Annotated in this window: 20 protein-coding genes; 8 read left to right on the top strand and 12 right to left on the bottom strand. The window is 53.2% G+C overall.

Annotated elements, in window-relative coordinates:
- Window positions 1-67: 67 nt before the first annotated feature.
- Window positions 68-1,810 (bottom strand): FG-GAP-like repeat-containing protein, encoded by a 1,743-nt coding sequence (locus OEL83_18290; GenBank protein ID MDK9708998.1) that lies wholly within the window; start codon window positions 1,808-1,810, stop codon window positions 68-70.
- A 369-nt stretch (window positions 1,811-2,179) separates the two neighbouring features.
- Here OEL83_18290 and OEL83_18285 point away from each other — a divergent pair, with 369 nt between their 5' ends.
- Window positions 2,180-2,731 carry a hypothetical protein gene (locus OEL83_18285; protein MDK9708997.1) on the top strand — a complete coding sequence of 184 codons (552 nt, stop codon included), beginning with the start codon at window positions 2,180-2,182 and terminating at the stop codon, window positions 2,729-2,731.
- A gap of 96 nt (window positions 2,732-2,827) precedes the next feature.
- Here the strand turns inward: OEL83_18285 and OEL83_18280 are convergent, their stop codons facing one another.
- Both OEL83_18280 and OEL83_18275 read right to left on the bottom strand, forming a co-directional pair.
- Window positions 2,828-3,622 (bottom strand): uracil-DNA glycosylase, encoded by a 795-nt coding sequence (locus OEL83_18280; GenBank protein ID MDK9708996.1) that lies wholly within the window; start codon window positions 3,620-3,622, stop codon window positions 2,828-2,830.
- 25 nt (window positions 3,623-3,647) lie between these two features.
- Window positions 3,648-4,154 (bottom strand): hypothetical protein, encoded by a 507-nt coding sequence (locus OEL83_18275; protein ID MDK9708995.1) that lies wholly within the window; start codon window positions 4,152-4,154, stop codon window positions 3,648-3,650.
- An 860-nt stretch (window positions 4,155-5,014) separates the two neighbouring features.
- On the opposite strand from OEL83_18275, the gene OEL83_18270 reads away from it, so the two are divergent.
- Window positions 5,015-5,461: a DUF523 domain-containing protein gene (locus OEL83_18270; protein MDK9708994.1), complete on the top strand. Its 447-nt coding sequence runs from the start codon at window positions 5,015-5,017 to the stop codon at window positions 5,459-5,461.
- A 6-nt stretch (window positions 5,462-5,467) separates the two neighbouring features.
- Here OEL83_18270 and OEL83_18265 read toward each other — a convergent pair whose 3' ends face one another.
- A complete protein-coding gene (locus OEL83_18265; protein MDK9708993.1) occupies window positions 5,468-6,169 on the bottom strand; it encodes a twin-arginine translocase subunit TatC in 702 nt (233 codons plus the stop codon).
- A 299-nt stretch (window positions 6,170-6,468) separates the two neighbouring features.
- Between OEL83_18265 and serS the strand changes: the two genes are divergently transcribed.
- Entirely contained in the window at window positions 6,469-7,746 is a 1,278-nt protein-coding gene (gene serS, locus OEL83_18260; protein ID MDK9708992.1) for a serine--tRNA ligase, read from the top strand.
- Window positions 7,747-7,900: 154 nt separating this feature from the next.
- Here serS and mobB read toward each other — a convergent pair whose 3' ends face one another.
- From mobB to OEL83_18240, 4 genes are all read right to left on the bottom strand, one after another.
- Window positions 7,901-8,554, bottom strand: a complete 654-nt coding sequence (gene mobB / locus OEL83_18255) for a molybdopterin-guanine dinucleotide biosynthesis protein B (protein ID MDK9708991.1) — start codon at window positions 8,552-8,554, stop codon at window positions 7,901-7,903.
- A gap of 706 nt (window positions 8,555-9,260) precedes the next feature.
- Window positions 9,261-9,941, bottom strand: a complete 681-nt coding sequence (locus OEL83_18250) for a response regulator transcription factor (GenBank protein ID MDK9708990.1) — start codon at window positions 9,939-9,941, stop codon at window positions 9,261-9,263.
- On the bottom strand, window positions 9,938-12,361 hold the full coding sequence (locus OEL83_18245) for a cache domain-containing protein (protein MDK9708989.1): 2,424 nt from the start codon (window positions 12,359-12,361) through the stop codon (window positions 9,938-9,940). The genes OEL83_18250 and OEL83_18245 overlap by 4 nt, the downstream gene beginning before the upstream one ends.
- Before the next feature lie 34 nt (window positions 12,362-12,395).
- Complete coding sequence (locus OEL83_18240; GenBank protein MDK9708988.1) at window positions 12,396-13,586, bottom strand: ABC transporter substrate-binding protein; 1,191 nt, start codon at window positions 13,584-13,586, stop codon at window positions 12,396-12,398.
- 418 nt (window positions 13,587-14,004) lie between these two features.
- Here OEL83_18240 and fdhD point away from each other — a divergent pair, with 418 nt between their 5' ends.
- Complete coding sequence (gene fdhD / locus OEL83_18235) at window positions 14,005-14,787, top strand: formate dehydrogenase accessory sulfurtransferase FdhD (protein ID MDK9708987.1); 783 nt, start codon at window positions 14,005-14,007, stop codon at window positions 14,785-14,787.
- Between the two features lie 20 nt (window positions 14,788-14,807).
- Here fdhD and OEL83_18230 read toward each other — a convergent pair whose 3' ends face one another.
- Window positions 14,808-15,758 carry a D-alanine--D-alanine ligase gene (locus OEL83_18230; protein MDK9708986.1) on the bottom strand — a complete coding sequence of 317 codons (951 nt, stop codon included), beginning with the start codon at window positions 15,756-15,758 and terminating at the stop codon, window positions 14,808-14,810.
- Window positions 15,759-16,097: 339 nt separating this feature from the next.
- On the opposite strand from OEL83_18230, the gene rpsU reads away from it, so the two are divergent.
- The 4 genes from rpsU (at window position 16,098) to OEL83_18210 (ending at window position 20,878) form a co-directional block, all read left to right on the top strand.
- Complete coding sequence (gene rpsU / locus OEL83_18225) at window positions 16,098-16,292, top strand: 30S ribosomal protein S21 (GenBank protein ID MDK9708985.1); 195 nt, start codon at window positions 16,098-16,100, stop codon at window positions 16,290-16,292.
- A gap of 78 nt (window positions 16,293-16,370) precedes the next feature.
- A complete protein-coding gene (xerD, locus tag OEL83_18220; protein ID MDK9708984.1) occupies window positions 16,371-17,306 on the top strand; it encodes a site-specific tyrosine recombinase XerD in 936 nt (311 codons plus the stop codon).
- 193 nt (window positions 17,307-17,499) lie between these two features.
- Window positions 17,500-20,172, top strand: a complete 2,673-nt coding sequence (locus tag OEL83_18215) for a CBS domain-containing protein (protein ID MDK9708983.1) — start codon at window positions 17,500-17,502, stop codon at window positions 20,170-20,172.
- A 73-nt stretch (window positions 20,173-20,245) separates the two neighbouring features.
- On the top strand, window positions 20,246-20,878 hold the full coding sequence (locus OEL83_18210; protein ID MDK9708982.1) for a site-2 protease family protein: 633 nt from the start codon (window positions 20,246-20,248) through the stop codon (window positions 20,876-20,878).
- A 111-nt stretch (window positions 20,879-20,989) separates the two neighbouring features.
- On the opposite strand, the gene OEL83_18205 is transcribed toward OEL83_18210, so the two are convergent.
- From OEL83_18205 to OEL83_18195, 3 genes are all read right to left on the bottom strand, one after another.
- Complete coding sequence (locus OEL83_18205; GenBank protein MDK9708981.1) at window positions 20,990-21,151, bottom strand: hypothetical protein; 162 nt, start codon at window positions 21,149-21,151, stop codon at window positions 20,990-20,992.
- 208 nt (window positions 21,152-21,359) lie between these two features.
- Window positions 21,360-23,402, bottom strand: coding sequence for a molybdopterin-dependent oxidoreductase (locus OEL83_18200; protein ID MDK9708980.1), 2,043 nt, complete (start codon window positions 23,400-23,402; stop codon window positions 21,360-21,362).
- 120 nt (window positions 23,403-23,522) lie between these two features.
- Entirely contained in the window at window positions 23,523-25,220 is a 1,698-nt protein-coding gene (locus tag OEL83_18195) for an AMP-binding protein (GenBank protein MDK9708979.1), read from the bottom strand.
- Between the last annotated feature and the right edge of the window lie 3 nt (window positions 25,221-25,223).

The following is a 25,223-nucleotide window of genomic DNA, read 5'->3' as shown; positions in this document are numbered from 1 at the left end:
GCCCAAACCTTTGTCAAGATTTTTTTACCTGAAGGTATAATTTTTTATACTCTGCCAATGTATTTTATCATCTGGTATTTCCTGAGGAAAATTCCAGGTCATAGACAGTTAACTGCGTTTCTCCGACTCCCGGCAAAAGACCGGCAAGAGTTCCGCTTTTGGGAAGATGGCCGACATACAAACCGGCTGATCTTTTCTTTTCACCACCTTTAATGGTTTGTCCCGAATTATCGTTTTGTGCCAGAATGGAGAATCCGAAACCTGCAATATATCCTCGAAAAGTACCGGTGCGCCAGGATTCATTTAATGCAGTGCCATCCCAGGATAATCCTACAATCACTCCATCATTATAAATTCGTATTTTTTCAAAAATACTTAGTGATGACAAGGTGTTTTCATTTATTATTATTTCCTGACGGCCGTCGGTGTCGACATCCGCCACAATCAATCTGCCGGGAACAAAGTTCATTTCTCGAAATGCATCCTCTTCTACGGTGAAGTTCTTCCTATCCTTATTATTCACGGCCTCACCACGGCTAGGGCCGATATAAATTTGACTTCCTCCAAAGGTTTTTTTGCTCACCCAAAGCAATTCGTTCGCTTGATTAAATACCTTCATTTTTTCTTTCTTGTCGATAGCTACAATTTCTTGTGTGCTATCACCATCGAGATCGGCGTACACAAAATCAAAGAGATTGACATCATCAGGCAATGGCAATCGCCCACTTTCCTTCGGCATGCCATTGCCGTCTAACGCCAAGACATAAACGCCTGGTTTCACAAGTGATATCCTATCATTTCCTCTTTTTTGCCCAGCTAATTGCCATCCTTTCTTCGGAATGGAAATCGGCCGGATGTACCAAGGGATATTGTCACTAACAATTCGGAATCCCTTTCCTTTATCCCAATCAACGATGAGAGAAGATACATCCAGTCCATGGGTAGCACTGATGTACAATTCCATCCGGCCATTGTTATCAAGATCAGCTACATTAATTGCATGACAATCTACTGTCGGCGGCAAATTGGTTGTGGATATTTTGTTAATTTTGTTTCCTTCAACCTTATAAAGCTCGAGGCTTCGTCCCATCAATACGACTATCTCGTCGGCGCTATCGCCATCCATGTCACCCACCGCAAACAGACGGATCTCACGAGGAATGGTAAGACTCTTTTTACCCTCTTTAGCAGATACCTTTATAGAGCCGCCAGGTGTGCCGGCCACAGTTCCAACATGCACACTTTTTTTATAGGCCATCTCCGGGTGAACAGTAACAAAACCTGAAGACCCCTCCTGTCCTTTGGATGTTGTAGCCCCACCAGATCCGATGTTTTTGTAGCCAAACGCCGATTGTGCGATTTCCTCAACCAGCTTGTCAATATCGCTGATCAAATTCTCCGGGTTCTTGGCTACAACCTCGAAGCGCAAGGTTTCCTTATCGGCGGAAAAAGGATAAAGAGCCACTTGAATATTAAGCCCGCCTTTTAAGGCATACAAAGACCCTGAAACGAGATATTCGGCGAGCGCAGCCTCGGTACCTCCCGAAGGAACAGATTTTTTGTTCTTCAAAGAGAGCAGTTCCTTTTCGGACAGATTACGATCCAGAATCACCACTTTATCCCTTGTTGCAAGACGACTGACCAGCATGCTCTGAATACCGTCTCTCAAATAGGCGTAGCTGCCTGCCGAGCTCGCATCAAAGGTTGTAAATATTACTCGATATTTCTCATTGCTCTCATTACCGAACACCGCCGTCGAACCAAGCACAAAAAAGCAAAGAAAAACCAGGACAATCCCACTTTTACACATAACATCTCCCACTTTTAGATCGCTTGCGGTCAACTCCACCAGCAATTTTAAAACGCAGCCAGAGACACCGGCTTCTTGATTAAAAAGCTATCTATATCTTAATTTTTCTGCACAAGCAAGCCATGTCTCAGGGCTTCAGCTGTCTCAGAAATCGGCCAATCAAAGGGTAGTACTTTTGTTTTATTCCACCGGTGCGGCAAGCTTTCTTCTCACTCCTGCCTGCTCGGGAATCGGCCCCTTGATTCTCCAACGCAATTTTCCCCTTGACTTTTCTTCGACATCGCAGAATTATTAAAGAGTATAGTTTTTTGAACTTTGCATAACCAGCCAGAGCAAGGTTCCCCACCCGCACAATTTAGTTGATGAAACATGAAGAAGTCCGTTCTCTCCGTATTGGCAATTTCCCTCTTGATACTGCAGTGTTCTCCTGCATTTGCAGAGGGACAATCCACCCACAGCGCTTACCGGGTTACCTCTTACAACCTTGGTGCCATCTCCGATCAACAAGAAACCGAAACCTCTCGCTATTCAAGAAATTTCAAGCCGTTGCTCATTACTAGCAACGCTGCAGATATCCTCAACAGCGAACACGAAGAAAAGGTTTCCTGGATTGAAATTATCCCGCACAGCTCCAATGCAAACGGCGTTGCACTGTCCGCCACCCTTGACGCCACCCAAAAGATATCCTTGCAGGGATCTTTCGGGATTACCAGAAATCTTTGGGCACCCGATTCACTGAACTACGAAAACGAGCCCAGCTGGGAAGCCAATCTTGGGATAATATACAAGCTCCTCGAAAATTTCTCATACGAACTCCATTTTGGCTACATGGATACGGGGACTCTTTTCAACGACCGAAGCAGCTATACCAACGTCGAAAGTATCATTATGGTCAGCAACCAGTTGACCATGAGTTTCTAAAGAACGCCCCCGCACAAGCACCCTCTTCTCCTCCACTCGCGTCCGGCCACAGTATGAAGTCGACACTTCTGCCTCTGCACACTGTGACGCACTATACTATTTTACCGAAAGCTCTTTGGCAAGCAATTGCAAATCGGCCCATGTTGCCACTTTCATCTCCGCGTTTTGCAAAAGATAGGTTGGATGATAAGTGGCAATGACCGGGATTTTCAATTCCTTGACCCCTTCATATTCATGCAATCTCCCCCTAAGGCGTGATAGGGGCAGAGACTTTTCCAAAACCGCCCTGGCTGCGACCATTCCCATGGCACAGATCGCTTCGGGCCTCAATACCGCAATCTGCCGGCGGAGAAATGACACGCAACTTTGCACATGAATGGCCTGAGGTTGGCAGGTGGCGGGGACAGCACATTTGATAACATTAGTGACAAATACTGAATTTAGAGGCAGTTGAATAGCGGCAAGCATCCTGGCAAGCATCAGATCCTGTTCAACCCCAAAAAGCTGATTGGGTGGCAACTGCCCGTTATTGTCACTTGCTAGCCAATCGCCAACGATCAGCAACCTGACTTTTTCGGGACCACGACCGGCAACGGGATAAAGCCTTTTGGTATGGAGATCACAAGAGTGGCAAGCGGCCACCTCTTCGGCAATATCGGCAAGGGTGAGCGGTGTTTTTTCTGGTGGCAGCAAACTGCGCTCTCCGGCCGGTGATCCGCCGGTTGATTTTTCCGTTTTATTATATGGCTGCGGATGTACAAGGGAAACCGGCTGAAAACGTAGAAAGCCTTCACAGTCAAGGTTGCGCGGATACCTCGTAATCCCCGTTACCTGGTGATATCGCAGCAGCGCATGAACCGCAGAAAGGAGATTTCTTTTATCTATACTCACTGATTGCCACGCCCCATTCCGTCGATCAGTTGAAGGGGAAATAGTGAATGTCCCACGAGCCATTCGACTCGCGTTGGTTATCAAAGAATCGGCCCTGATACGAAAAGACAATAGCACTGCTACCGGGGGGCCGAACAAAGGAAAGACGAATAGGGATCCTATCCGGAACCGTACCAAAGGTGTTTAATATCGGTGAGAGATCAAACGTTTCCACCACCTTTCCACCATCGTCTACAAAACTTAAATAGAAAATAAAATTAGCAACCTGAGGGTAGGTATAGGTGAGGCTGTCGGTAAAGGTGAGGATCCCAGTCAAGGTATAGGATTGATCTTTTTGCGCCAGGGAGTATTTAAAAATCAAGTCACCCGTTTCCCAAGACTTTGCGGGGACATCGCCGGCAAGAGCGATGCGAGCTCCTTTGCGGGCCACCGCCCCCACTTCGGGTTTTAAATAATTGCTGCAACCCGACCACAACAGAATGCCCAGACATAGGGTAAGGGTAGACAACCTTGCTGCCAATCGTTTAGCCATCGTTTTCACCTCCTGATCAACGATATAAAATACCATTTCTTTTAGGCAAGAGCAAAACCCAAACACCCGACAAGGCACAAATCCTTTAAGGCTAACCTGGCCAAACCTATCGCACTATGCCAAAAAATTGTGGTCACAACCATCAACAACTGGTTTTTCAGGTGGCATGTGCTTATCTTCTCGGACAATCGTAAGCAGATTTATAGACAACGTGGTTCCGCCAAATCCATGGCCCACTAAAAATAACAACTCTTGCACCAAGGAGAATTTCCAATGCCAATCTACGAATATTCCTGCTCATCCTGCGGAAACATCTTCGAACTCCTGACCACTTCAAATAGCAATACGGAAGCGGTGCACTGCAACAAATGCCAAAGCGAAAAGGTTCATAAAATTCTTTCAGCCGGCAGCTTCAGACGTGGCACCGGCACACCACTCCCATCGGCTGGACCATCAGCATGCGGTGGCAAATCCGGCTTTTCCTGAGCCTCATAGGCACGGGCTCAGGGTGATCCCTAAAACAATCATTTTTCCTTAGACTGGGTTTTCGGTGCGAATTCAAAGACCCGTTCGTTTTTTTTCAGGAGCTTATGCTCTCGTCTTGCGACATCTTCGAGGTAGGATGGATCGTTCTGCAACTTATCGATTTCCTGTTGCAATCGAGCGTTTTCCTCTTCAAGCTGAGCCGTTTGTTCTTGGAGAGTTTTGAGTTCGGAACGCTTTTTCCATAGGGCCAGAACTCCTGATCCGGGCGAAAACACAACCCACAACAAGGCCAAAACCACAAGGCAGATTGCAATTTTATAATAACGTTTCTCCTGCAGAGGAGAAAGTTTTTGCTTAGGCTTTGGTTTTTTCCTTTGAAACGACATAAATACCCTTTATTGACCATGCCAAACACAGTCCCCACTTACCTGGTCAGCGCCTGCCTTGTCGGTCTTTGTACCCGTTATGACGGGAAAATCAAAGAAAATCAAAACTGTATAGCCGAACTCAAAAACGCCCACTGGATCCCGGTCTGTCCAGAGCAGCTTGGCGGCCTGCCAACCCCGCGGGAGGCTGCCGACATCATCGGCGGCGACGGCGCTGATGTCCTGGCAGGAACAGCCAGGGTTATTACAAAATCAGGCGACGATATCACCCGGCAATTCATCCACGGCTCCGAACAGGTGCTGCACCTTGCCCGCATGCAAAATGTCCAGGCGGTATTTCTCAAGGCGCGCAGCCCCTCCTGCGCGGTAACAGGCAAGATCGGCGTTACTGCAGCCCTGCTCCGGGCCGCCGGCTTGCCATTACACGAATTCTAACCCCACTTAGTCCTTACCGATCCCTAAGACCCAAAGGACAACAATCCCCGACTCATACAAGAGGTACAGAGGACCACCCATAAACGCCATATTGACGATATCCGGAGTAGGAGTCAGGATCGCGGACAGAAGGGCAATTATCAGAAGGGCATAGCGACGATTTCTTTCATAGAAGCTCCTTTTGAAGATACCCACCTTAGAGAGAAACACCATAAAGATAGGTAATTCAAAGATCGCGCCGAAGGCAAAGATAAAGATCGTAAAAAAATTGACAAACTGGCTGACGGAAATCACCGGCTTCAACTCCTCCGAACTAAAACCAAGGAGAAACTTGATTCCAAACGGCAGGGTGATAAAATAGCAGAATGTCGCCCCGCAATAAAACAGCAAGCATGTAAAAAAAATAAAGAAGAACAGGTGTCCGCCGGTAACATGAAATGGTTTCCCCAAGGCACGCCAGACGACTATGGAAAACCAGGGCATAAGAAAAAACAGGGCGGCAAAGAAGGCCAGCGTAACATGGGCGATAAAGGGCCCGGCGACGGTGAAAAAATAGAGTTTGGTATCCAGGTGATGCTGCACAAACTGCAGCAGGTGAGGTGCCAGGAGAAAAATCGTCAGGGTGGTCAGGGCGAGAAACAGCACCAGATTACGGATGGACTTTCGTAGTTCAAGCAAAAAGACAACAATTGGCGGACGGTCGCTCATATGAAAAATTCTGTGCTGGACTGCTGACGGGCAGACCGCCATTTTGAGTAATTGCGCATAAAGGTGTCAACGTACTGGAACTGGCCACAATGCTCGCCATGCGGCAGTGTGTAAAGCCCTTCCCTTAAGATCCGTAAGCCGCATCAATTTGTGGATGAGCTGACGTCCAGCCAAATCTGCCGCACAAGGTAGCAGAAGCATGACAAAAATGCAATTTGATAGAAGTTGCTTTCCCCAATCAGCCATGCTAAACAATACACAGACGTTTTTAACCACTCAAATCAAACAGATAAAATACTATGCTGGAATTACGATTTATTCGCGAAAACCTTGATCTGGTAAAAGAGAAATCCCTCCGCCGGGGTATGGCGCCAACCCTCCTCGACGAATTTGCAGCCATCGATAAAAGGCGCCTGACTATTCTCGCCGAGGTGGAAGGGTTGAAAAACACCCGCAATACAGTCTCCGAGAAAATCGCCAAGCTCAAAAAGGGATCAGCCGAGATTCAGCAGAGCGCCGAGCCGTTGATTCTCGAAATGCGCGACACCAACCAGAGGATCAAGGAACTTGACGGCACCCTCGCCGAGGTTGAGGAAAGTTTGCAAAAAATCGTCATGAACATCCCCAACCTCTGCCACGACAGTGTCCCCACCGGAAACAGCGATGCCGACAATCTTGAGGTCAGACAATGGGGCGAAAAACCAGCCTTTACCTTTGTCCCAAAAGCCCACTGGGAGCTCGGCGAGGCATTGAACATCATCGACTTCGAACGAGCAGCCAAACTCTCCGGTGCCCGTTTCGCCCTGCTAAAGGGTTTCGCCTCCCGGCTGGAACGGGCGCTCATCAATTTCATGCTTGACCTGCACACCCAGAGGCACGGCTATACCGAGATTCTTCCGCCCTTTATGGTCAATACTCCGACCATGACGGCTACAGGGCAACTTCCCAAATTTACTGAAGATCTTTTCAAGATAGAGGGATGGGATCTCTTTCTCATCCCCACCGCCGAGGTGCCGGTAACCAACATCCATCGTGACGAAACCCTGAACGAAGGGGACCTGCCAATCAAGTACACCGCCTACACCCCATGTTTCCGGTCGGAGGCGGGAAGTCATGGCCGAGACACCCGTGGACTTATCAGACAGCACCAATTCGACAAAGTCGAGCTGGTGAAATTTACCACACCTGAGACATCCGACCGGGAGCTTGAGAGCCTGCTTGCCGATGCAGAAGCCGTCCTGCAACTCCTCGGCCTCCACTACCGGGTTGTTGCGCTGTGCACCGGTGATCTCGGTTTTTCCGCCACCAAAACCTACGACATCGAGGTCTGGCTGCCAGGACAAAACACCTACCGGGAGATCTCGTCCTGCTCCAATTTCCTCGATTTTCAAGCACGACGCGGCGGCATCCGCTATCGCCCGGAGGGACAGAAAAAGAGCAAATTGGTGCATACCTTGAATGGCTCCGGCCTGGCAGTCGGTCGCACCTTGCTGGCAATTCTCGAAAACTACCAGCAGGAGGACGGTTCTGTTCGGCTCCCGCCAGTTCTCGAACCCTATTTTCAAACCCGTTTTTAGTGTCTTACCCTTAAGAAAATGAGTTTGGGAGAATACGGGTGCCACAAGACACCACCAAGGCACTTATACCCGCGAGGGGGCACTAAACAGCGTCCCCTCTGTTGTTGGAGGGGAAATAGCACTTGGGTTGTGGGCGCTAACCCGCATTACTGCCTTATTCTTCGATTTTTATCCTCAACTCGATTTCCCGCATGTCCTGGTTGAGCTTAAGGGTTTTGATAAAACCGTGGATAGTTGAGGCAAGGGCCTCCTGAACAAAATCCTTCAGCGGGATTTTCTCGCCATTGACCAGGAGGGTGGTAATCTCGTTTCGCCCCTTCCTGCGCAGGTATCTTTTTTCAATAAATAAGGCAATATCCCGGGCTGCATCCAATCGGAAAACGTTTTCCCCGGCGACATCGGCAAGATCAGTTGCCACGGCCACCACACCATGCACCTCCTCGCGAAGTTTTTGATCAAGGTCTTTGAACACCTCTATCTTCGGCACCCTTCTCGCCGTCTTAAAACCTTCGCCAACCACCAGATCGACATCCGGGAAATATCTATGGGCAAGGGTTCTGAGCGACAGATCACAGTTTCTGGTTTGCAACACCATCTGATCGGGAGCCACCAGCATGACACTTTCCGCCCCGGCCAGTTTATGTTTGTACGTGTCAGTTCCGGGGGCATCGAATTGAATGCCTTCATCGCTCGTCGATTTAATGACGGCAATCCGGTATCCGAGATTTATCAGTTCGGTAACAACCTGTGTAGCCAGGGTGGTTTTCCCGCTGTCGTGCCAACCAATAAAGGTAATAATCGATGCCATATTTTCCCCTGCAAGATCACCAAAACGATTCCTATGGACAAGACAATCCTTGCCCTTCAGCTGCTCAGCCGCCCCAACGGTAGCATACCCAGGCTCGCTTGCCCAGAGAATAGTCCTGAGATTCCTGGTAGCTCGCCCCCTCCAGGCGCAGGAGTCCACCGGCACGAGCAGTAATCACTGAAAAAACATTACCTTCACAAAGAGAATGGGAGGAGTACGGACAATCGGCAGCCCCCATATGTTGCCCGGCAATGGCTCGGGCATGATCAGAGGCGTTGGTGACAGGGGGAATCCACTTTCCGGTAAACTTGAGGACAGCCCCCGGTGGAAAATTGGCTTTTCCTTGATCAGGGAAAAAACCACCACCGGGGAGGAGGTTGACCTCGACTTTTTAAACCCCGCAGAACAAAAAATCCGTTACAGGGTTTGCAGACGTGTGGGCGAGAATTGCTTGTAAAAACTCAACGAAACTACACAAACCGTTGGAGAATTCACCCCTGCCACCAACATTTTCGGGTTCAGAATCCACAAAGTCACAGCTTATCGACTCAAGGTGCTAACAACCTTCGGCCATCACAAGAAGTGTCTATTGTTTACAGACCTGTTGAATCTTTAAGAGTAGGTGGCAATATATAAGAATTACCTTCAGAAGAAAATCAGACGAACACCTTTAATTATGTAAGCCGGCACCAACGAATGGTGTAAGCTACCAGCCTACATCGTCACGATCGTCAGAATCAAAAAACTCCTGTTCGGTCCAGAGGACCGCCCGGCGAATGAGCTCGGCAGCTGTCTTTATGCCAAGCTTTTGTTTGACCCGGTCCCGATAGGTACCGATGGTTTTCACACCGAGATTCATTCTCTCGGCAATTTCCCTGGTGGACAACCCGGCGCCGATGAGCCGAAACACCTCGAGTTCCCGATCGGTGAGAAGATCGACAGTTGGTGCAGTGGAGGCATCCGGCTTCATCTGAAAGCGATCAAGCAACCGCTCCATGATACTGTTGCTGACGTGAATCTTCCCACCGAGAATATTCCGCAGGGCAAGGATCACCTTCTCGCTCGCCTCCCTCTTCATGATATAGCCACGGGCTCCGGCACGAATGGCCCTTTCGGCCCAGACCTGTTCGTCATGCATGGAAAGCACCAGAATCGGTAGACCGTTTTTATCGCCGGAAAGCTCCTTCACCAGATCAAGGCCATTTTCGCCGGCGAGAGTAATATCAATAATCGCCAGATCCGGATTATGTTGCTGAATGACCTTCCTTGCTCCGGGGATATCTTCAGCCAGGCCGCATACAATAAAATCGTCTTCCTGATTAAGCAACTCCGCCATACCCATCCGGAAAATAGGGTGATCATCGACAATTATTACCCGTGCTTTCATTCCAATCCCTCACCGGAAACCGAGATTATCGTCCCGCTCTTCTCACCGGAATTTATGACAAGAGTCGCCCCAATGGCCTTGGCCCGGTACTGCATGGTATGAAAACCCATCCCGGTTGCCGCTGGTGTCCCGGCAAAACCTTTGCCGTCATCGACGATCTTCACCGAGAAACCGGAATCGTCATGCCGCATATATACCCCGATATTGTTGGGTTTTCCATGCCGGGCCGCATTAAAGACCGCCTCCCGGATGATATAGTGTAAATGGGTGGCGGTGTTCTTGCCAAGGACCTTCCCCCCGTCTTGCCAAGACAGATCGAAGTGTATCTTAAACATCTTTTTCACCTCAGCAATCAGTTCTTCAATCGCTGCCTCTAAACCATACTCGACGACATGCACCGGGTACAGGCCTTGTGACAGGCGACGGGTTTTTTCAATGGCATCGAGAATAAGGCTGCGGATGGTCCCCAACTGTTCGGCTCTCTCCGGCGCCTCTTCCCGGAGGTTCTGCTGAAGTGCCTTACTGAGAAGCTCAACACCGGTGAGATGGGAACCGAGATCGTCGTGGAGGTCGCGGCCAATTTTGCTTCGCTCCTCCTCGCTGACGGCGATAATTTGCCGCTCCAGACGGGCAAGTTCTTCCTCTGCGGATTTTTTCTGACAGTGCATCCATAAGCCCTCAAGAAGCAGGGTGACTTGGCGGATATCTGCGTTGTCATAATTCTCGCGGTTATTGCAGACCCCGGCGACCATCACGATTACTCCATCATTGTAAATGGGCACATCAAGATGCCGTTTAATGTCAACCCGGTACGGATAGGTATTCTCCTTCATTTCCTCTGGAAAATCGTTTTCGACGAGCGCCGTCTTGCCGACAACTGCCTGTCCGGGAAAACCACTTTGATGAACAGGGGTGGAAACTTCGGGAACCTCGACAAGCTTGTAGCCTCCCTCATCGGAAACGAGGCGGGCACAGAGTGTGATGTGGGTCTGGTCCGGATTGACCACGGCCAGATAACCCTCCCGGCTTCTGGTAATCTGGGCAATTCGTTGCAAAATAAACCGGTATTTATCCTGCAAGGACTGCTTGTCCATCATCCCCAATTTCAGCAGGGAATCGAGGCGCAGCTCGTCACGGTGCAGAAGCATTTCATTGTTGATGCGATACTCCACCATCCTATTGGCCAAGCGGCCAAGGTCCTCAAACTCTCGGAACGTGAGGTTTTTCTTGCTGATTTTGACATTTGAATCGGCGGCTTTCTGAAAAAAATTGGTGAACAGGCTGATGCCCTGTTTGATTTTTAGGGAGTAATAAAAGGTGCTCGCCAAAAGAAAGACCACAGCGATGGCAAAAAGGACAATAAAGGTCAGGACATTCTTAAAGGCAATTCTCTGATAGGTCTCGGTTTCATAGGCTATCGCCTGCTCCATGCTGTCCATGAACATCGATGTGCCAACGACCCAACCCCAATTTTCATAGCCGGTAACATAAGCAAGCTTTTGATGCACGACGCCCTGCACACTATCAGCCACCGCATAATGAACGTATTCGGCTTGCTTTTTCTTCAATCCGGCCTCAAGAAAGGCCATGCCGTATTCCAGGCCGTTATGGTCGACAAGGTCTCGCACCGAGCGGCCGATGAGCCGCTCGTCCTGATTACTGATTATGGTGCCATCGGCCCGTAGACAAAAGACCTCGCCGTCGGCGCCGAACCGAATGTTCTGAATCCGCCCAAGAACCTCACGCTGCAGATTTTCTTCCAGGTCATTGCTGTAGATACCAGCCCCAATAAACCAATCAAGAGGCTGAAAATACTTAACAAAAGCAATCTTTGACAGCTGTTCTGTGGTAAACAGTGGTTTGGTCAGGTTATAGCGAACCAATCCGGCCTCCTTGTCCCGTACGACAGAGGTAATATTGCCAACCACGTCCTGGCCGATCAAGGCCTGGAATTCGGCCGCCGTCTTCCCTTCAAAAAAAGGCTCATCGGCGAAGAGATCAATTACCCCTTCATTGACCCTGCCGAGAAAATAATAGCCTCGACCGTTATTCCAGCGCATCGGCCGCAATAACTCAATGACCATAGAACGCAATTCGTCCGGGCTCTTGTCATCTTTATAGAGACGATAATTATGGGAAGCAATGGTGTAGGCCGCCTGAACCCGCTCCCGGAGATCATGCTCAACCCGCAAATTGTTTTGCATCTGCAGATGGCTGATCAGTTCAACCACCTTGCCAAGCTCCTCCTTGAGCCGGCTTTCGTATTGATGTTTATAATTGGATTTTATGACTTCAACACTTTCCTTATAGGCCTGATACTCATTGACGGCCCAAAAACTGCCGATAAAGGTGGCAAGTGAGGTAATTACCACAAGCGACGCATAAAAGGGCGCCGAGGAAAGGGTGATCTTTTTAAACATGTGTCTGATTATTCATTAAAAACAACTTTGAAGTTCATTCCCCATCCTGAAGCTTGCGTACTACCGGATAAATCCTGGTCAGATACACTGCATCCATGCCCTGGTGATCCTTCGGGCCAAACTGGAGGACCAGACCACCAAGGTCGAATCTGCCCACCGACTCCATGGTCGTGATAAATTTTTCCCGGGTCAGTTCACCTTCCACCGCCCGGGCGATCTCCCCGAACAGTTTACCGACGATATATCCCTCCAAGGAGACAAAGGTTAAGGGCGAGTCGTGTTGATACTTGCTCATGGCCCGCTTATATTCCCTGGTCAGTGCAATGTCCATTTCATGGGGATAGGGAACAACCTGGGAGACGATAACGTCCCGGCCATAGCCACCCAGCACCTCCTTCAGACTCTCGGTGCCGACAAAGGAAATATTGCAGAACAGGACATTGCCGCCGACCTTGTTTTTGCTGAGTTTGATAAATTCGGCACAAGCGGCGTAGGCACCGACAAGCACCACGACCTCCGGCTTGGCCTCGTAGATGTCCTGCAGGGCACCCATGACGGCAACCGTATTCCTTTCATAACTGCCCTGCGACACCAGCTTCATACCCCGTTTTGCCAGGGCGATCTCGATGCCGCGCAAGCCGTCATAGCCGTAGCTGTCGTTTTGGTAAAAGCAGGCGATACGGCGGATCTTCTTGCCGTCGACCAGGTAGGAAGCCAGCCGTTCCAGTTCCTCGTAGTAACTCGCCCGGACATTGATGATATACGGCTGAAAGGGGGAACGGAGAATCTCCGCGCCGGTAAAGGGGCCGAAAAAAGGGATCTGCGCCTCGTTGACGATGGGCACCACCGCTTTGGCGGTTGGCGTACCGACCGCCCCTATCAGGGCGAAGACCATATCGTCGGAAATCAGCTCTTTGGTGTTTCTGACCGCCTTATCCGGTTCGTAGCCGTCGTCCCGGCTGAGCAACACCACCTCCCGTCCTTTGATCCCGCCACTGTCGTTGATCAGGGAAAATGCCGCAAGGAGTCCTGCCCGCATCTCTAAACCAAGATTTTGCGCCGGGCCACTGAGAACAGCAGACTGGCCGAGCACCAGTGGACGGGATCCCTCGGCCGCCGCGGGCGAGGACTGACACCAGGAAAGACAAAGAGCCAAAAGGGCCAAAAGACACCTAGCCGTCATCTCTGCCCCCGGTCGGCCGACAATCCAGGGCAAAAGGCCCATGATCGGCGATTGATCCTCTGAGTGTGCTGTTGTATGCAATCATTGGCAAGATAGAACGTTGTCTGTTGCGAGTCTGTTTAGAAGCATCCTCAACCTTCCTCTTCATATAGTATTGCGGCACTGAAGACCATATTTTTTTCCGCCCCGCAGGGTATGGAGCAGGCAAAACCAAGACAAAGAACGAATGGACTCGCGGCCATTTCCGCAGTATTGACCTACAAACCGGCCAAGGGTCGTGTCCAGAAGCTGACAAAGGGCTTGCTTCCGCCCGCAGTGGATTTACCTATTGAGCGACCTCTTTGAACCTGCTATAACTGCCGGTGCAAACACCTCCCGAGGTATCCGGAAAATCCATGGCCTCTAAGGCTGGACCATCCCTCTTCACCACGTTTATCCCCATTACCGGAAAAAGAGCACCATGACCACTTCACCGTTGAGCACGCAACTCACTCTCAGCCAAACGACAACCGTCATAAGCCCCGACGGTATCACTATGCAGGAAGAAAGCCTGGCCATTGAAACCCCGTACAGCATCGCCCTCAACGACGAAACTATCGGTTCTTCAATGGTTCTGCCTATCGGTCTTGAAGAATTCGGTGCCGGCTTTCTTTTTGGTCAAGGCTATATCAAGACGCCGGAAGAGATTAAAGAAATCATCGTTTGTCCGGAAGGCCGGATCTCCGTCTATGCCGATGTCGTCAACACAGCGCCCAAAGAGGTCATCATCACCTCCGGCTGCGGCGGCACCGGCAGGATCTCCAAGGAAATGCTGGAAGGGGCCTTTGAACCCCTGCAGGAATGCACCATCACCTTTCCGGAAATCGCCAGCTTTATCCGCCAGGCCCTGCAATTTTCGCCCCTCGGACCGCAAACCCACTGCGTCCACGGCTGCGGCTTATGGCAGGACGGCCGGCTCCAGGTTTTCTTTGAAGATGTCGGCCGGCACAATGCCGTCGACAAGGTCCTCGGATCGATTCTCCTCCGCCGTGCCACTCCGCGGGCGGCCATCTACACCACCGGGCGGCTGACCTCCGACATGGTGCTGAAGTGTGCCCGCATCGGTATCCCGATCATCATGTCGCGGACCGCCCCCTCTTCCCTCGGCCTGGCCATCGCCCGGCGGGCCGGAGCAACACTCATTGCCTACGCCAAGCCGGAGCGGCTGAACGTCTTTAATGCCCCGGAACGCATCATCTGCTGACAACTCAGAAAGAACCCCGGCTATTTTTTCGACCGCCCCTCCAGACCAAGTTCGATAAGCCGTTCGAGAAATTGCGGAAAGGGCAACCCATACACGGCCGCCGCCTGGGGCATCAGGCTGGTTGCAGTCATGCCGGGAATGGTATTGGTCTCAAGGAGAAACAACCGGCCATTCGGCGCAAGAATCATATCGGTCCGCGAATAACCACGCAACCGGAGGGCCCGGTGGGCAGCCAGGCCGTATTGCTGGGCTTGGCCGGTTATCTCGTCGCTGATCTCCGCCGGGCAGATCTCCCTCGTGGCGCCCTGCTGGTACTTGGCTTCATAGTCGAAAAAGTCATAGCCCGGACCTGGTACGATCTCAATTACCGGTAGGGCAACAAGGTCGCTGTTGCCGAGTACACCGACGGTGAGCTCCCGGCCTTTGATATATCTCTCGACCATCACCTGGCTGTCATGGCGCAGGGCGCGGGCAAGCCCCTGGAGCATTTCTTCCTCGGTTTTGGCGAGGGTCAAACCAAGACTCGATCCTTCATGAACCGGCTTGATGACCACGGGCAGGCCAAAACTGCCGACCAATTCCGCGCCATCGACCTTGTCATCAGTGCAGACAATACGCCAGTCGGCAACGGGCAGGCCACTGAGGCGATACAGTTCCTTAGCCAGATGCTTGTCCATGGCAATGGCGCTGCCCAAGACACCAGATCCCTGATAGGGCACGTCAAGGAGATCGAGAAAGCCCTGCATGGTACCGTCCTCACCATGCAGACCGTGCAGGAGGATAAAGGCAAAATCGATCTCCGGGGCATCGATCGCCAGCCGCGCTAAATCGGTCGCCGGATCATAACGGCGCACCAGAAATTTCTCCGGATCGAGGGCCCTTTCAACGCCGACGGCGCCCTTGAGGGAAACCTCTCGCTCCCCTGATGTCCCGCCTGCCACCAAGGCTACGTGCAGTTTTTTGCTATGCATGGTCATCTCTATTAATGAAAAAGTTACCAACGATTTTGCCGTCAGAAAAAAACTTGATCAGCTTTAAAATCCCCCCTGACAATGACCGAACAACCGGCCCCACACCGCTGCCCCCACGAATCTCGGTGGCTTACGCCAATGTAACACAGGCCGGGAGAGGCTGCACGAAAAGGTGAGCAATCCCTCGCCCAGCTCCCAAGAAAAATCCATTGACAAGTGTTCCACGTCTTTAGTATATAAATCCGATTGTTGTCATGGAATTGCAGGTATTTCCTGAAAACTTGATAAGGGTTCAATTTTTCTACACATATTATATTAATTCGTTAAACGGAGTCGCAAATGATCGATGTTGAAGTCCGAGGGGATCTTGAGTACGCAATCCGCCAGCTGAAAAAAAAGCTGCAGATAGACGGCATTAAAAGAGAATTGAAGCGTCGTGAGTACTACGAGAAACCAAGCGTGAAAAAGCGCCGCAAGCAGGCTGAAGCCCGCCGCAAACTCCGCAAGTTCAACCGCATCAAGAAAACGATGTAATATGGCTGCCCCTTTAAAAGTCCGATCCCGGTCGGGCTTTTGAAACAGCCCGCCAGTACCCATTCCTAAAGAGCGGCCATGGTTTCCAACCGAGGCGCCAGCGAATCTGTTGATCTTCCGCACGAATTCTCGGCAGCTCGCGAGCTGTATCTGCATTATCTGATCTCCGAGAGACGCCTGGCCGAGAACAGCATTGAGGCCTACGCCGCCGATGTCTTTTTGTTCCTTAGCTTTCTTGTAACCGGCAAACATCCCCACCTGGGCGATGTCGATCTAGCGCTTATCCACGGTTTTCTTGAAGAACAGGGGCAGCAAAAAATCTCCAAACGCACCAATGCCAGACGTATCTCAGCCCTGAAATCTTTTTTTAATTTTTTGGTGCGCGAGGGCCTGGCAAAAGACAATCCCTTCCTCGCCCTCGACCTGCCGCGCAGTGGCAAAAGCCTGCCCAAGGCATTGTCGCAGGCCGAGGTTATGAGCCTGCTCGCCCCGCCGAATTGCCAGACCCCCATCGGCAAACGGGACAGTGCGATGTTTTTTATCCTCTATGCCACCGGGCTGCGGGTCTCTGAGCTGGTCGGTCTGCCGCTGTCGGCGTGCAACCTGAGCGCCGGTTTTATCCGGGTGCTTGGCAAGGGCAATAAGGAGCGTCTCATTCCCTTTGGCGAGCAGGCCCGCGATAAGATTACCGACTACCTGCAAACCGCCCGGCCCCTCATCCTCAAGAACAAGCGCAGCAACTATCTCTTTGTCACCCGCCGCGGCACCTGCATGACCCGTCTGCGCTTTTGGCAGATAGTTCGGAAGACTGCACTGGCCGTGGGCATTACCAAGGAAATTTCACCGCACATGCTCCGTCACTCCTTTGCCAGCCACCTTCTCAGCCACGGCGCCGACCTGCGGTCGGTACAGATGATGCTCGGCCATGCCGACATCGCCACAACCCAAATCTATACCCATATCGACCAGGACCGCCTGAAGAGCATCCACAAAAAGTTCCATCCCAGGGGCTAGGCTGAAATGTGCAGCCTGTCTGCTCAACCGAAACCTGCCCATACGTTATAGCGAAATATACACCCGCCGTGCGCCACCTTCTTCCCCGCCAAGAAAGAACGGGAAATTTCACTGCAATTGTAGATAATTCCTAAGAAATCGCCTACAATGGCGAATACTGCAATTCTAGCGAAAGGGGAATAAGCCGACAACCATGCGTGTAATAACCACCCACCAGAACGCCGACTTCGACGGCCTGGCAGCGATGATCGCCGCCCAAAAGATCTATCCCGATGCGCTCATGGCCTTTTCCGGCTCGCAGGAACGCAATGTCCGGGAATACATCGCGCAAACCCTGGTTTACAATTATGAATTTCACAAGATTAAGGATATCGACCTCCACGCCGTCGACACCCTCATCCTGGTTGATACCCGTTCTTCCGAAAGGATCGGTTCCTTCGCCGACTGCCTGAACAATCCTGGAATCGTTCTGCACATCTACGATCATCACCTGTACAACCCGGGCGACCTCAAGGGCGATATCGAGAAGGTAGAGGACTTTGGTTCGACCACCACCATCCTCACCAATATCCTCATGGAACGGCAGATTACCGTCACCCCGGCCGAGGCGACCATCTTTGCCCTGGGAATTTATGAGGACACCGGCTCACTCACCCATCTGACCACGACCCCCGAAGATCTCATGGCGGCCGCATGGCTCCTGCAAAAAGGCGCCAAACTCGACCAGGTGGCGCAGTTCCTCACCCACGAGCTGACCTCTTCCCAGATCGGTCTGCTCCACGAGCTGATGAAAAGCGCCAAGCAGTACACCATCCAGGATATCCCGGTGGTGGTCGTCACCCACTCGCTGCCGCATTATGTCGATGAATTCGCCCTGATTGTCCGGCGCTTCATGGCCATGGAAAATCTCAATGTGCTCTTTGCCCTGATTTCCATGGCCGGCCGTATCTACCTGATTGCCCGAAGCCGGATCGCCGATGTCAACGTCGGCAATATCGCCCGCGATCTCGACGGTGGTGGCCATGCCACCGCTGCTTCGGCAACCTTGAAGGACGTCAACCTCATTGAGGCGGAAGAAAAGCTCATTCTGACCCTCCACCGCCATATTCGCCCGCAGCCCATTGCCAGCGAGATGATGTCAACACCGGCTATTACCCTTCTCCCCGAAGCCACCATTACCGAGGCCAAGGCCCTGCTTACCCGCTACAACATCACCGCCGCGCCGGTCCGGGAAGACATTCGCACAGCCAAGAATCCCCTTCCGGCGATCCTCGGCATCATCACCCGGCGGGTTCTTGAGAAGGCGGCGCACCACAACCTGAGCAATCGGCCGATCAGCGAATATATGACCACCGAGGTAAAGACCCTGCCGCTGCATGCAACCCTTGCCGACATCCAGGAATTGATCATCGACAATCGCCAGCGCCTTATCCCCATTGTCGAGAAGCAGGAACTGATGGGGGTAATAACCCGGACCGACCTTCTTAACCGCCTGGTCAACGACCCGGCCCACCTGCCCACGGATCTGCTGCAGGAAGCGGAACACCCATCGCTTGCCAGGATGCGCAACCTCAGCGCCCTGCTGGTCGAATGCCTGAGTCGCGATATCGTGCAACTTCTCCAGGCCATCGGCGAGGTTGCCAAGAAACAGGGCTTCAACGCCTTCGCCGTCGGCGGCTTTGTCCGTGACCTGCTACTGAAAAAGGCCAACCTCGATCTTGATGTCGTAGTCGAGGGGGACGGTATTGATTTTGCCAAGGCCCTGGCCCAGCACCTGGGGGGCAGGTTCCGCACCCACGAGCGCTTCAAGACCGCCATGGTGCTCATGCCCAGTGGCTTTAAGATCGATATCGCCACGGCCCGCCTTGAATACTATGAATATCCGGCGGCCATGCCGACGGTTGAGCTGTCATCGATCAAGCTCGATCTATCGCGCCGCGATTTCACCATCAACGCCATGGCCATCCATCTCAACCCGGAACATTTCGGCACCCTGATCGATTTCTTCAACAGCCAGAACGATCTCAAGCAAAAGACCATCAAGGTCATGCATAACCTTAGCTTTGTTGAGGATCCCAGCCGAATCTTCCGGGCTGTGCGCTTTGAGAAACGCATGGAGTTTGAGATAGCCCCGCACACCAAGCGGCTGATCGTCAATGCCGTCAACATGAAGCTGTTCGGCAAGGCCAATGACTCCCGTTTCCTCGCCGAGCTGAAATATATCCTCTCCGAGGAGAACCCGCTGCCGGCAATCCAGCGCCTTGCCGAATTCGATCTTTTCCAGTTTCTTTGGCCAAACCTCAAGCCCCATTATAAAATCGACCGGCGCTTCATGCATGTCCTGGTCCAGGCCCAGCTGGCGATCTCCTGGTACAGGTTGCTGTATCTCAATGATTCCTGCCAAAACTGGATGGTCTACCTCCTGGCGATTATGTCTAGGTCCGGCCAGGAGGAATTAGCCGACTTTTGCCGGAGATTCGAGGAAACCGCCAAGATCACTGAATTCCTGCTCGACCAGAAGGACCTTGCCGACAATGCCGCCAACCAACTGGCCCGGGAATCGCATCTAAAAAACAGCCGGATCGTTGTACTGCTGGAGGAAATCAAGATCGAAGGCCTGCTGTATATCATGGCCATCGCCAGGAAAAATCACGTGAAAAAGGCCATTTCCCTCTATGTCACAAACCTTCAGCAGATTGAACCGACGACCACCGGCAATGACCTGATCCGCATGGGATACCGGCCCGGACCGCAATTCAAGAAAATCCTCACCTACCTGAAAAACGCCCGCCTCGACAACCTGGTCAGCGACAAAGAGGAAGAGGTAACACTCATCCACCGGTATTTTCCCCTGGGCACAACTTGATCGCCCCGGGGCGATGCTTATCGTTGTAGCTCAACCGACAGAAGTTGCTCATTTCTCCAACTGATGCCCCCCCATGGACAAATTCCTCACAGAACTGATCATCCTCGGCCCGCCGCTGCTCTTTGCCCTCACCCTGCATGAGCTTGCCCACGGCCTGGTTGCCAACCACCTCGGCGACCCAACCGCGCGCCTCGCCGGCCGCCTTACCCTCAACCCACTCAAGCACCTCGATCCGATCGGCACCATCGCCTTTTTCTTTATCAAGTTCGGCTGGGCCAAACCGGTTCCGGTCAACCCCGGCTATTTTCGTAACCCCAAGCAAGATATGCTCTGGGTGGCCCTGGCCGGACCCGCCACCAATCTCGGTCTGGCGGTGATCAGCGCCATCCTGGTCAAGGCCCTTTGGCTGCTTGGCGCCTTCCTCCCCGCTTCCCCCTTGGCGGAGGCGGTTTTCCGGCCTTTAATCGCCATGCTCATTGCCAGTGTATGGATCAACCTGGTGCTGGCGATTTTCAACATCCTGCCCATCCCACCGCTTGACGGCGGCAAAATTCTCGCAGGGCTTCTCCCCGACCACCTGGCCGGACCTTTCCGCCAGCTCGAACGCTACGGCTTTATCCTTGTCATCATCCTCGCCCTGACCGGAGTTCTGTCGGCGGTGATCCTGCCGATCATCAAAAACGTCAACAGCCTGTTGCTGTCATAGTGAGGATTTGCCGGGTGAAGGCTTTGGTGGAATAGCAACAGATTCTGCAGTCCTGTGATGCCGAAACATCAGGCAGAATGAATTATTTCGTCTAATCGGCTCGGGGTGGCCTTATTTGTCCGATGCCGCGCGAATATCCTTGATGAGCATAAAAAGGTGACGGTCATCTGTCGGGGACGGCACAAATCCGAAGTGCCGGTAGAATGCAGTTGCCGCAGGGTCTTTTGCATGCACGGCGAGTGCGCGCACCCCGATAATATCGGCAACTTGCAACGTACGTCCTAAGGCATCTAAAAGTAGTCCAGCACCGATACCAGGCCTTGCCATTTGTTGTGCACAGCAAGACGTGCCAGAACAAGAAGGGGTATCACCTAATTGGGGTCAGAGTAAATTAAAACCTCAATATTGTATTTTACTCTGCCCCTTTCATCCTCGCTCTGACAGGTATTCTTGGCGGTGATTCTGCCGATTATCAAAAGCGTCAACAGCCTGTTTTTGCCATAGGGTCTCCAGCATGGGTCCCAGAGTCAATGGCTACCAGGGTCTCATGAAATGTCCCCCCGCCACCGATATCGGTGTGCCTTTGCGAGGTGAGATCATTAATCGTAGAACCCGAGCCGTCCACCGGCCAGAACAGCCCCGGGGCGACAAGCACACCCTTGCGGGTGTCGCCGGTTATCCGGGCGATCCTCGTCACCCGGCCGCGGCGGTTGTAGAGAGTGACTTCCTCACCGTCAGCGACCTCGCAGCGCGCCGCGTCATCGGGGTGGATCTGCAGCTCGCCCTTCCGTCCCGGATACCTCTCGCCAAAAGTGGTGTTGAGCAGGTCGGGATGTGGTGGGGTAATGAGACGAAAGGGAAACCGGGCAAGGAGTTCGAGGTCGGCGAACTCGCCCATTGGGGTGAGCCGCGGCACATCCGATTCCCCTCCTTCCAGCCCTGCAGCAAAGGAGAACCTGCCGCAACCATTGACAAGCACCCGCCCGTCCCGGCAGCTGTTACTCGAATGCACCAGGCGGCCGTTAAGGATCTCGGAGAGAGTACAGCCCTCGGGGATGCCCTCCATACCGCGCAGATAGTCGGCGATCCTTTCAGTACAGCTCTGGTAAAAGGGCTGGTCGGTAAAGCCCATCCTCAGGGCAAGCTCTTGGAACAGTTGGAAATTACTCCTTGCCTCGGCATACGGCTCGATCACCGGCTGCGCCAGTCCGAGGTAAAAATGGCCGTATGCCGTATAGACATCATGGTTTTCAAGAAAGGTTGTCGCCGGCAACAGGAGGTCGGCGTACCGCGCCGTCGGCGTCAGCACCTGTTCATGAACGACCGTGAACAGGTCCACCCGCGCAAGACCCCGGCGAACCATGGCGGAATCGGGGCTTGCGCCAAGCGGATTGGCATTGTAGACGAACAGGGCGCGAACCGGCGGTTGCAGGGCGGTGAGGGCATGGCCGAGGTCAATCATATTCACCGTTCTGGTGGCAGCAGGAGCCAGGGACGGCCAAGTCAACCTTGCCTTGTCGCCACGAAAGGCGCCACTGGTCATAAAGACACCCCGGCCGGTGCCACCGCCAAAGAGGCCAAGGGCCCCTGCAAGGGCGGTTATCGCCCGCACCGCCATGCCGCCCCTGCTGTTGCGGGACAGGCCGATGCCGATGCGCAGAAAGGTTCTGGGTGACCGGGCGAGAAGTCTGGCCAGGTCCTCCATGGCCTGGCGCGACAGGCCGCTTTCCCGGGTCAGCTCGGACCAGTCCTGGCGGCGCAACTCCTCCTCAAGGGATGCAAAACCTTCCGTCTCTTCCTCAATATACCTCCGGTCGAGGAGATCGCCGTCGACGAGGGCCTTCAGCACCCCCAGGGCCAGGGCAAGGTCGCCGCCGGGCAGCACCGCCAGATGGCTGTCCGCCGCCCGCGCCGTGTCGTTGCGGCAGGGGTCGATGACCAGGAGCTTCCCGCCCTTTTTCCGGGCGGCGGCGACATAGGGCCAGAAATGGCTGTTGGTGACTTTAATATCGATGCCCCAGGCGACAATAAGCTCGGCATCGGCGGCGTTCTCCGGCGGACACCCCGGGGTATTGCCCAGCTGCCGTGACCATCCGGCACTTGCCGCCGCCGAGCAGATGGTCTGATCGAGCTGCGAGGCGCCCAGCCGGTGAAACAGGGGATATCCGGCAAAGCGGTTCACCGCGCCCATGTTGCCGGCGTAGGAGTAGGGAAGGATCGCCTCACCGCCATAGCGTGCGCGGATGTCAGCAAGGCGATCGGCCATGAGGTCGAGGGCCTCGTCCCAAGCAATTCGCTTAAACCTTCCCTGCCCCTTAGCACCGACCCGCAGCTGGGGATACAGGACACGGTCGGATCCGTAGAGACGCTCCGGATAACGGCGCATCTTCCGGCAGATGAAGCCCCTGGTATAGGGATGCCGGGCATCGCCCTTAAGGCTGGTGACCCGCCCGTCGACAACGGTGGCAATCATGGCGCAGCTGTCGGGACAATCGAGCGGACAGATAGTCTTCTTGTGTATCATGGTGCACACAGTTCTTGGGGCGCCGTCCCGGTCTCTATGAAGACGGCGGCCGCTGGTTGATGTGGCTGGTGAAGGAGGGCCGGACCGTAAAAGCACCCGGTCCGGCAAGTCCGCAGTCTCTTAGCCGACCATGGCGGTGCCATGGTAGAGATACCGCTTGATCTTATGGGTGGCGGTTTTGATGAAGGGTTCGCGGCGTTCAAAGACCTTCGACAGCCGCGATGATTTGGGAAGCTGCTCGTTTAATTCGATCCGCGTGTTTTCCAGGAGGCTTTCTATATACGACCTTCGGTCGATGCGGGAACCGCCCGCGGTCTGCTCGTCGATGAACTCATAATCGGGATAGACCCAGGCCTCGACCTGGCCGTTATTCTCAAGCACCAGGCTTTCAACGACCCAGTTGAAGGTGTTGATTTTGTGCTCGATGGCCTCCGGGTAGACGTTCTCGCCGCTTGCCAGGACAATGACGTTTTTCGAGCGACCGCGAACATGCAGATTGCCCTTTTCGTCAAAGACCCCGAGGTCGCCGGTGGAAAGCCAGCCGTCAACGGTGAGCACCGCCTGGGTCGCCTCGGCGTCGTTGTAGTAACCGCGCATAACATTTGCCCCGCAAACAGTGATCTCGCCGATCCCCGACTCCGCGTCGGCCCCGACGATCTTCACCTGTACCCCGGGGATGGGCTTGCCGGTCGAGCCAATGGTGATGGTCTTGTCGCCGGCCGGCCCGCCGGCGATGAGCGGTGCCGATTCGGTCATCCCGTAGCCGACCAGATAGGGGAATCTCGCCTCATAAAGAAACTTCTCCACATCCGGATTGAGCGCCGCCCCGCCGACCCCCATGAGCTGGAGATTGCCGCCGAAAAAGGCACACAATTTCGCGCCGATCTTCCGGTAGATCAACCTTCTCGTCAACCCGACCTTGCAGAGCATGCCAAGCAGTCGGCTCTTTTCTATCTGCGGCAGCACCCGTTTCTTATAGATCTTTTCGAGGACCAGGGGCACGGCGAAGATGGCAAAGGGCTTTTCATGTTCGCAGAGCTTTTGCAGGATCGCCGGGGTCGGCGTCTTGCCGGCGTAAGCTATACGGGCGCCGCACAGCAGGGGCAGAATAAAGCCGCAGGTAAATTCGTAGGTATGCGACATCGGCAGGATAGACAGCCACACCGCTCCCGGAGGGATCTCTTTCAGGCTGGACGCCGCATAGGCATTGGCGGTGAGATTTTTATGGCTGAGCATGACCGCCTTGGAATACCCGGATGTCCCCGAGGTATAGAGGATGGACGCCAGATCGTCCTCCATGACCTCCGGAAATACCGGCCGTTCAGGGTTGCCCCGCAAAAACGTCAGGGCCTCTTCCAGATAGGCGGACATGGTAATGACAGGGAGCACGCCGATCTCGGCGGCATAATCATCAAGGGTAATGACCGGCCCGGTGATTACCTGGCGCAGTTCATAGAGTTTTTCGATCTGCTTCTGGGTGGTAAAAATGACCTTGACCTGCATCTCACCCAGAATATGGTGGACATCGCTTTCCGGCAGATCAGGGAGAATGGGTACGGCAACGGCGCCCAAACGGGCAGTGGCCATGTAGGCGATCGCCCAGTTGTGAGAGTTCTCGGCGAGGATGGCGATGCGGTCGTCCTTTTTCACCCCTTCCCGGAGAAACCTGGCGGCAAGGGCGATGATCCGGTCGTGGAACTCGCCGTAGGTGAGCGGCGTTTCCATGGCCATGCCGATTGCCGGTGTGTCCCGGTATTTCGAACAGCTGGAATCGATCACATAGTTGAGGGTCATCCCGACTTTTGCCACCGCATTCATTGT

The organism is Desulforhopalus sp. (assembly GCA_030247675.1).
Lineage (GTDB): Bacteria > Desulfobacterota > Desulfobulbia > Desulfobulbales > Desulfocapsaceae > Desulforhopalus_A.
Note: the sequence above shows the minus strand (reverse complement) of the source record. Positions and strands in the feature narration are given on the sequence as shown.

Coding starts and splice junctions, on each gene's coding strand:
- OEL83_18290 (MDK9708998.1), bottom strand. CDS start 1,810: ATGTGTAAAAGTGGGATTGTCCTGGTTTTTCTTTGCTTTTTTGTGCTT.
- OEL83_18285 (MDK9708997.1), top strand. CDS start 2,180: ATGAAGAAGTCCGTTCTCTCCGTATTGGCAATTTCCCTCTTGATACTG.
- OEL83_18275 (MDK9708995.1), bottom strand. CDS start 4,154: ATGGCTAAACGATTGGCAGCAAGGTTGTCTACCCTTACCCTATGTCTG.
- OEL83_18265 (MDK9708993.1), bottom strand. CDS start 6,169: ATGAGCGACCGTCCGCCAATTGTTGTCTTTTTGCTTGAACTACGAAAG.
- serS (MDK9708992.1), top strand. CDS start 6,469: ATGCTGGAATTACGATTTATTCGCGAAAACCTTGATCTGGTAAAAGAG.
- mobB (MDK9708991.1), bottom strand. CDS start 8,554: ATGGCATCGATTATTACCTTTATTGGTTGGCACGACAGCGGGAAAACC.
- OEL83_18250 (MDK9708990.1), bottom strand. CDS start 9,941: ATGAAAGCACGGGTAATAATTGTCGATGATCACCCTATTTTCCGGATG.
- OEL83_18245 (MDK9708989.1), bottom strand. CDS start 12,361: ATGTTTAAAAAGATCACCCTTTCCTCGGCGCCCTTTTATGCGTCGCTT.
- OEL83_18240 (MDK9708988.1), bottom strand. CDS start 13,586: ATGGGCCTTTTGCCCTGGATTGTCGGCCGACCGGGGGCAGAGATGACG.
- fdhD (MDK9708987.1), top strand. CDS start 14,005: ATGACCACTTCACCGTTGAGCACGCAACTCACTCTCAGCCAAACGACA.
- OEL83_18230 (MDK9708986.1), bottom strand. CDS start 15,758: ATGCATAGCAAAAAACTGCACGTAGCCTTGGTGGCAGGCGGGACATCA.
- rpsU (MDK9708985.1), top strand. CDS start 16,098: ATGATCGATGTTGAAGTCCGAGGGGATCTTGAGTACGCAATCCGCCAG.
- xerD (MDK9708984.1), top strand. CDS start 16,371: ATGGTTTCCAACCGAGGCGCCAGCGAATCTGTTGATCTTCCGCACGAA.
- OEL83_18215 (MDK9708983.1), top strand. CDS start 17,500: ATGCGTGTAATAACCACCCACCAGAACGCCGACTTCGACGGCCTGGCA.
- OEL83_18210 (MDK9708982.1), top strand. CDS start 20,246: ATGGACAAATTCCTCACAGAACTGATCATCCTCGGCCCGCCGCTGCTC.
- OEL83_18200 (MDK9708980.1), bottom strand. CDS start 23,402: ATGATACACAAGAAGACTATCTGTCCGCTCGATTGTCCCGACAGCTGC.
- OEL83_18195 (MDK9708979.1), bottom strand. CDS start 25,220: ATGAATGCGGTGGCAAAAGTCGGGATGACCCTCAACTATGTGATCGAT.